We start from the raw sequence: 7,041 nt of genomic DNA, 5'->3' as shown, positions 1-7,041 counted from the left end.
CGTTTCATCTGCGGTTCCTTGCCTGCGATAAGCCATTGATATCGCTGCAAAGTCGCACTTCAAGGTAGAATCCACCCGGCCACAAATAAAAGTCACATAAGATAGATTATGGAACTCGCGAGTTCATGAACCCGGCCAAGAGAGGCCAAGGCGCGATGTCAGGAACACCAGAGTCGGCCTCCGGGCTACAGCATCATCTTCGACGCGAACTTCACGGCGTTCCCGCCACATGAGCTTACGCGGCCAGGTCTGCCGTCCTGGCGCGTGCGGCAGCAAACAAGGCCGTCGGCTCGGAAGAAAACACGGCGTCATGCGCGCCGGCCGCTGCCCAGACCAGATCAAACGACAGCAGCGTCTGGTCCGCGAAGGCCGGGATCTCGATCAAATGTCCCAGTGGCGAGACGCCGCCGATGGCAAAGCCGGTCTGCTCGCGGATGTAACGCGGGTCGGCGCGCTTGAGCGTTTCCGAAACGAGTTCCGCAGCTTTGGAAAGATCGAGCTGATTAGGTCCCGAGACCAGGAACAGGTAAAGCTTTCCACTGCTTTCGCCTTGAAACACCAGCGATTTCACGATCTGTGCGGGCGAGCAGCCACATTGCTCAGCAGCTTCCTCAGCGGTGCGCGTGGAGGCTCCCATGCGACGAATTTCGATCTCGAGCCCGGCGGCTGCCGCGGCTTCCATCACGCGATCGATACTGCCAGCCATCGTTGAGCCTCCACCTCGTTCACATTGATTTCAAAGGGATTTCGATGATCATGCCATCATAGGCCGGCTCGACGTTCTCCGGCGTCTGGTCGGTGACGGTGGCGTAGTCCAGCGGCACGTGCATATGCGTCAGCACAGCCCGCTTGGGCCTCAGCCGATCGATCCATTCCAGAGCTTCATTGAGCGAAAGATGGCTCGGGTGGGGTCGATATTGCAGAGCATCGATTACCAGCACGTCGAGGTCCTGCATCAGTTCGGCCGTCGCCGGCGGAAAGTGGCTGACGTCGGAGCAATAGGCCATCGGTCCGACACGAAAGCCGAGCGAGATGATGTCGCCATGTATCTGCGGCAGCGGCACAAAGGTGAGGGTGCCGCCCTCTCCTTCAATCGACACCGGGTCCGAATGCTCGATCTCATGCGCCCGCAGGATAGGCGGATAGGAGCTGCCGAGCGGCGTTTCAAAACAATAGCCGAACGCCTCGTACAGGCGGTTCAGGGTCGGCTGGTCGGCATAGATGTCCACAAGCTGGCGCTGCTCCAGCACGAAGCCACGTAGGTCGTCGATGCCATGGATATGGTCGGCATGCGGATGCGTATAGACAACCGCATCAATCCGCTTCACGCCCGCCATCAGCATCTGCTCGCGGAAATCCGGGCCGGTGTCGATCACAACGCGCGTGACCCCGCCGCTGGCGGAGACACGCTCGACCATGGCGGCGGCGCGACGGCGCCTGTTCCTTGGGTTCTGCGGATCGCAATCGCCCCAATCGCCCGTGATCCGCGGCGTTCCCGGCGATGAGCCGCAGCCAAGGATGGTGAGGCGAAGCAGGTCCGTCATGCCTCAGGCGCCCTGCGCGGGTCGTGGCATCTTGCTGAACAGGCGAAAGAAGTTGTCCGTGGTGATTGTGGCGATCTCTTCCTCGCCGAGGCCCAGCGTTTCCCCAAGCACCTTGGCGGTGTGCGCGACATAGGCGGGTTCGTTGCGCTTGCCTCGATACGGCACCGGCGCCAGGTAGGGTGCGTCCGTCTCGACCAACAGCCTGTCACGAGGCACCTCCGCCGCGATCGCGCGCAGCTCCTCCGACTTCTTGAACGTCACTATACCGGAAAACGAGACATAACCTCCGAGCCGCACGCCCGCCTGGGCAAGCGTTCGTCCTGACGAGAAGCAGTGCAGCACGAAGGGGAAAGCCCCCTTCCCGCTTTCTTCCTCCAGGATTGCGATCATGTCGTCGTCGGCGTCGCGCGAATGGATGACCAGCGGCAGGCCGGTTCGGCGGGCGGCGTCGATATGGGCACGGAAGCTCTGCGCCTGCGCCTCGCGCGGCGCCTTGTCGTAAAAATAGTCGAGCCCGGCCTCGCCGATCGCCACCACCTTCGGATGTGCTGCCAGCCTTACGAGTTCGTCCGCCGAGACGTCGATCTCTTCGCCGGCATTGTGCGGATGCGTGCCGACAGAACAGTACACCGGGTCGAAGGCCTCCGCGATCTCCAATATCTCGGGAAACCGCTTCACCCGCGTGGAAATCGTGACCATGCGCCCGACCCCCGCGGCCTGGGCGCGCGCGACGATGTCGGCGCGCTCCTGGGCGAAGTCGGGAAAGTCGAGATGGCAGTGACTGTCGACAAGCATTTTCAAGCGTTTCAAGACTCGGCCGCGGCAGGCTCTACATAGCGCGGGAAAACCGCCTGGGGAGCCGGCAGCGCGGTTCCAGGCGTCAGCGCGTGGTCGTCGGCGATCCTGTCGAAGCTGCGCTCCTCGGCCGGAATGGCCAGAAGGTCCAGCAGCCTGGAGGCGGACTCCGGAATGTAAGGCTGGCACATGATGCTGATGCGCCTGATTGTTTCGGCGGTTGTGTAGAGCACGGTTTCCATGCGCGCGGGATCTGTTTTCTTGAGCGCCCACGGCTCCTGCGCGGCGAAATAGCGGTTTGCCTCGGCAACGACGGCAAAGATGGCGGCGAGCGCCTGATGGATTGCCTGCTCGGACATCGTCTTGCGCGCGGTGACGAGCGCTGCACTGGCCTGCTCCAGTAATGCGTTGTCGACCTCGGCCAGGGTGCCGCGCTGCGGAACCACGCCGCCGCAATTCTTGGCGATCATCGACAGCGAGCGCTGGGCGAGATTGCCCAGGTCGTTGGCAAGGTCGGCGTTGGTGCGGTTGACGATCGCCTCGTGGCTGTAGTTGCCATCCTGGCCGAACGGCACCTCGCGCAGAAGGAAGTAGCGAACCTGGTCGAGGCCGTAGTGCGAAACCAGCGCGAACGGGTCGATCACGTTGCCGACCGACTTGGACATCTTCTCGCCGCGGTTGAACACGAAGCCGTGACCGAAAACCCGCTTCGGCAACTCGAGGCCGGCAGACATCAGGAATGCGGGCCAGTAGACCGTGTGGAAGCGGGTGATGTCCTTGCCGATGACGTGAACATCGGCCGGCCAGTAGCGCCAGCGTTCGGCATTGGTGTCCGGATAGCCAAGAGCCGTGATGTAGTTGGTCAAGGCATCGACCCAGACATACATCACGTGCTTCTCGTCGCCAGGCACCGGAATGCCCCAGTCGAAGGTGGTGCGGGAAACCGAGAGGTCCTTCAGCCCGGATTTGACGAAGCTGACGATCTCGTTGCGCCGCTCCGGCGGGCCGACGAATTCAGGATGCTTTTCGTAGTGCGCCAGCAGCCGGTCCTGGTAGGCCGACAGGCGGAAGAAATAGCTTTCTTCCTCCACCCATTCCACTGGGGTCCCCTGAGGTCCGTAGCGGATGCCATCGGGGCGGACCTCGGTTTCCTCCTCGCCGTAATAAGCTTCGTCGCGAACCGAATACCAGCCGGCATAGCCGCCCTTGTAGATGTCGCCGCTGGCGGCCATGGCCTTCCAGATGGTCTGGGAAGCCTCATAGTGGCGCTTTTCGGAAGTGCGGATGAAGTCGTCGTTGGACGCGTTCAACGCTTCGGCCATGCGCTGGAACTCGGCCGTATTGCGGTCCGCCAGCTCGCGCGGCGTGATGCCTTCCTTGCGCGCCGTCTGCAGCATCTTGATGCCGTGCTCGTCGGTGCCGGTCAGGAAGAAAACGTCCTTGCCATCGAGGCGCTGGAAGCGTGCCAGCGCGTCCGTCGCGATCAGCTCGTAGGCGTGCCCGATGTGAGGCTTGCCGTTGGGGTAGGATATGGCTGTCGTCAGATAGAATTTTTCGCGGGACATGAAGAAGCCGTTCGTACTTCAAATGGTGAATTGAGCGGTGAGATAACGCATCGGGAAAGCGATTGCTATCCCGCACCCGTGAAGGAGCTTCACATTCGCATGGCCGCGTTGAGACGCATGATCATGTTAAGCACATGCTGCTTCTTGTCGAGATTGTAGATCTCGGCCTCGTTGATCGACGCCCGCGCCTCCTGCCATGCTTCCGAGAGACGATTGGCGCGCGCGATATCATTGTTCAGCGCGGCGGCGCTAGCGGCATCCGCGAGCAGGTCGAGGGCATGGCGGTTGAAGATGTCGAAACGCATGGCCTGGTCGCGCGCGGCCACCACCTCGGCAAGCTTGTGCGCGGCGGCCACGTCCAGATGCGGCGCGGCCAGAAGCCCATCGACGGCCTCCGCGATCTCCAGCCCGCCATATTGCGTCAGGACGATTGCGTTGCGCGCGCTGCCCCCTGCCCGCTCTGCAAGCGCCGCCCGTGCTTCAGAGCTCTCCGGCAGCGGAGTGTCGGCGCGCCCAAGCGCCTGCAGCAGAGTGCCTGCGTCGAGCGGCGACAACCTAACCATCTGGCAGCGAGAACGGATCGTGGGAAGCAGGCTGCCCGGCGAATGGGTGATGAGGATGAACAGCGTCTTTGCCGGGGGCTCCTCGAGGTTCTTGAGCAGCGCGTTTGCCGCATTGGTGTTCATGTCGTCGGCAGGATCGACGATAACCACGCGGTAGCTTCCGTCATGGGAAGTCATCGAGAGGAACCGGTTGACCTTGCGGATTTCATCCACGGTCAGGACCGTCTTGAAGGCCTTCGTCTTTTCATTCAATGGCCGTGTCAGGTGAAGGACGCCCGGATGCGCGCCCATCGCAACCTGACGGAACAGCGGCGAGGCCGTATCAGGCGTAGACAGCGTCTCCGGGGCTACCGAAGGGTTCGGGTTCTTCAACAGGTGGTACGCGAGGTGGAACGCCAGCGTTGCCTTGCCGATGCCCTGGGGCCCGGCCAGCAGCAGCGCGTGCGGCAGCTTTCGGGCGCGGTAGGCGGCGGCGAGCATGGCAGCCGCGCTCTCATGCCCGAACAGGAACGGGTTCTCGGCCGGCTCCGGCACGCCGTCCAGAGTGTCGTGCTGCTCTGGTGCGATGCGTTCGAACATCACGCCTCCTGGGCCTGGCCCGAGGCGCTTGCAAAACACGCCTCGACGGTTCGGAACACGGCTTCCGTCACCGCGTGCTCGACCGTCTCAACGGGCTGCGACGCGTCGATGACGATGCAGCGCTCGGGCTCCTTGCGGGCGATTTCAAGATAGGCTTTGCGGCGGCTTCGATGGACCGCGAGCGTCTCCTTCTCGAACCTGTCCGCAGCATCATCGCCCCGCCGCGCTGCCGCGCGCTGCATTCCGAGCGCCGGATCGATATCGAAGATCAGCGTCAGGTCCGGCATCATGCCGTTGACCGAGACGCGCTCGAGTGCCGTCATGAAGACAGGATCGATTTCCCCCGAACCGCCCTGATAGACGCGCGATGAATCCACGAAACGGTCGCAGAGAACGATGTCGCCGCGCTCGATGGCTGGCCGGATGACCTGCTCGATATGGTCGGAGCGCGCTGCTGCAAACAGCAAAGCTTCCATCTTCGGGCCGAAAGTCTCGGCCGCGCCCGACAGGATGACGTGGCGTATCGCTTCCGCGCCGGGCGAGCCGCCGGGCTCCCGCGTGACCGTCAACCGATAGCCCTTCGCGCGAAGCTTGGCCGCTAGCAGCTTGATCTGCGTCGACTTGCCGGCGCCCTCGCCACCTTCGAAGCTTATGAAAAGTCCGCGCGTCAATTCATTTGTCCTTGCTCGGACCGGAACTGAGGTCCGGCGCCGGTTGACCCCGTCTTATGCCGGTGGGGACGATACGTCCACTTTTACGATGATCAGCGCATCCAGCCGATGAGCAACTCTCCGACCGCGTCGAGAGCACGCCTGTGCAAGGGCCCGAGCCCCACGCTCTCAGCAGCATAGAGAGGTGTTTCCTGGCTTAGCGTGTCGCCGATCTTGACCCGCAAGGTGCCAATTCGGGTTCCCTCTTCGACCGGCGCGATGATCGGCCCCTCATAGACCACCTGCGCCGTCAGACGGTCGCGGTTGGTGATCGGAACCAGAATCGAAATCGGCCCGTGTGCCTTCAGCGCGATGCCCGATTTGGCGCCGCCGTATATGCCGGCCTCCGCCACCACTTCGCCATCGGCGAACAACTGGGTCTTTTGAAACGCCCGCATGCCCCAGTCCAGGATCTTGCGCACCTCCTCGGAGCGCTCGCGGTCGCTGCTCATTCCGCTGAGGGCCACGAAGATACGGCGGCCGTCTCTGCTGACCGAACCCACGATGCCGTAGCCGGATTCCTCCGTATAACCCGTCTTCAGGCCATCTCCACCGATGTCCATGGCAAGGATCGGGTTGCGATTGCGCTGGGTGATCTTGTTCCAGGTAAAGTCCGGCTCGGCAAAATATTTGTAGAGATCAGGGTATTCGCGCCAGATGTGCTCAGACAGTTCGACGAGTTCGCGCGCCGTCATCACCTGGCCATCGGCGGGAAGGCCCGTGGAATTCTTGAACACCGACTTCGTGAGACCCAGTTCGCGTGCGCGCTCGGTCATCAGCGTCGCGAAATTCTCCTCGCTGCCGGCCATGCCTTCGGCAATGATGATGCAGCCATCATTAGCGGACTGCACGGCGATCCCCTTGATCAAATCCTCCAGGCGGATGGTGGACTTGAGGGCGGCGAACATGGTCGAGCCGCCGGACTTTGCGCCGCCGTTGCGCCACGCATTTTCGCTGACCGCGAATGTATCGTCGAGAGTGTAGCGGCCTTCCTTGATTGCATGGAACACGACCTCCATGGTCATGAGCTTGGCAAGCGAAGCCGGCGGAAATGGCGTGTCGGCGTTCTTGGAGAAAAGGATCGATCCCGTGTCGGCATCGATCATGAAGGCCTCTTTGGCCTTCGATTCGAACAATTGAGCGTTGGCGGATGCCGCAAAGCTAAAAACCAGTGCGAGGCTCAAAAACGCGGCAAAGAAAGACGGTCGAAAAGGCATCACAACACCAGTCCAGTTAATTTGCAGCTTGGACTGGAAATAGGGTAACAGGCCAATCGACAAGGTAG

The 7,041-nt window shown here is 62.1% G+C and carries 7 protein-coding genes; all 7 read right to left on the bottom strand.

What is annotated here, in order from left to right:
- Positions 1-235 precede the first annotated feature (235 nt).
- The 7 genes from AC3A4H_RS12755 to AC3A4H_RS12725 all read right to left on the bottom strand — a co-directional run bounded on the left by AC3A4H_RS12755 (position 236) and on the right by AC3A4H_RS12725 (position 6,973).
- The gene (locus AC3A4H_RS12755) at positions 236-706 is read right to left on the bottom strand and encodes a YbaK/EbsC family protein (protein ID WP_487766975.1); all 471 of its coding nucleotides are present in this window, start codon (positions 704-706) and stop codon (positions 236-238) included.
- Between the two features lie 19 nt (positions 707-725).
- Positions 726-1,544, bottom strand: coding sequence for an MBL fold metallo-hydrolase (locus AC3A4H_RS12750; RefSeq protein ID WP_487766974.1), 819 nt, complete (start codon positions 1,542-1,544; stop codon positions 726-728).
- A gap of 3 nt (positions 1,545-1,547) precedes the next feature.
- Positions 1,548-2,339 (bottom strand): TatD family hydrolase, encoded by a 792-nt coding sequence (locus AC3A4H_RS12745; protein WP_487766973.1) that lies wholly within the window; start codon positions 2,337-2,339, stop codon positions 1,548-1,550.
- Positions 2,340-2,350: 11 nt separating this feature from the next.
- On the bottom strand, positions 2,351-3,904 hold the full coding sequence (metG, locus tag AC3A4H_RS12740) for a methionine--tRNA ligase (RefSeq protein WP_487766972.1): 1,554 nt from the start codon (positions 3,902-3,904) through the stop codon (positions 2,351-2,353).
- An 89-nt stretch (positions 3,905-3,993) separates the two neighbouring features.
- Positions 3,994-5,049 carry a DNA polymerase III subunit delta' gene (locus AC3A4H_RS12735; protein ID WP_487766971.1) on the bottom strand — a complete coding sequence of 352 codons (1,056 nt, stop codon included), beginning with the start codon at positions 5,047-5,049 and terminating at the stop codon, positions 3,994-3,996.
- Positions 5,046-5,717 (bottom strand): dTMP kinase, encoded by a 672-nt coding sequence (gene tmk, locus AC3A4H_RS12730; protein WP_487766970.1) that lies wholly within the window; start codon positions 5,715-5,717, stop codon positions 5,046-5,048. The genes AC3A4H_RS12735 and tmk overlap by 4 nt, the downstream gene beginning before the upstream one ends.
- A gap of 92 nt (positions 5,718-5,809) precedes the next feature.
- Positions 5,810-6,973 carry a D-alanyl-D-alanine carboxypeptidase family protein gene (locus AC3A4H_RS12725; RefSeq protein WP_348779638.1) on the bottom strand — a complete coding sequence of 388 codons (1,164 nt, stop codon included), beginning with the start codon at positions 6,971-6,973 and terminating at the stop codon, positions 5,810-5,812.
- Positions 6,974-7,041 lie beyond the last annotated feature (68 nt).

This window comes from Pseudaminobacter sp. Soil_N_29 (assembly GCF_057656055.1).
The sequence above is the reverse complement of the archived record's forward strand: the minus strand, read 5'-3'. Positions and strand labels throughout refer to the sequence as shown.

What these genes read in the sequence shown, in the direction of transcription:
- AC3A4H_RS12750 (WP_487766974.1), bottom strand. Translation starts at nt 1,544, where the DNA reads ATGACGGACCTGCTTCGCCTCACCATCCTTGGCTGCGGCTCATCGCCG.
- AC3A4H_RS12725 (WP_348779638.1), bottom strand. Translation starts at nt 6,973, where the DNA reads ATGCCTTTTCGACCGTCTTTCTTTGCCGCGTTTTTGAGCCTCGCACTG.
- AC3A4H_RS12745 (WP_487766973.1), bottom strand. Translation starts at nt 2,339, where the DNA reads ATGCTTGTCGACAGTCACTGCCATCTCGACTTTCCCGACTTCGCCCAG.
- metG (WP_487766972.1), bottom strand. Translation starts at nt 3,904, where the DNA reads ATGTCCCGCGAAAAATTCTATCTGACGACAGCCATATCCTACCCCAAC.
- AC3A4H_RS12755 (WP_487766975.1), bottom strand. Translation starts at nt 706, where the DNA reads ATGGCTGGCAGTATCGATCGCGTGATGGAAGCCGCGGCAGCCGCCGGG.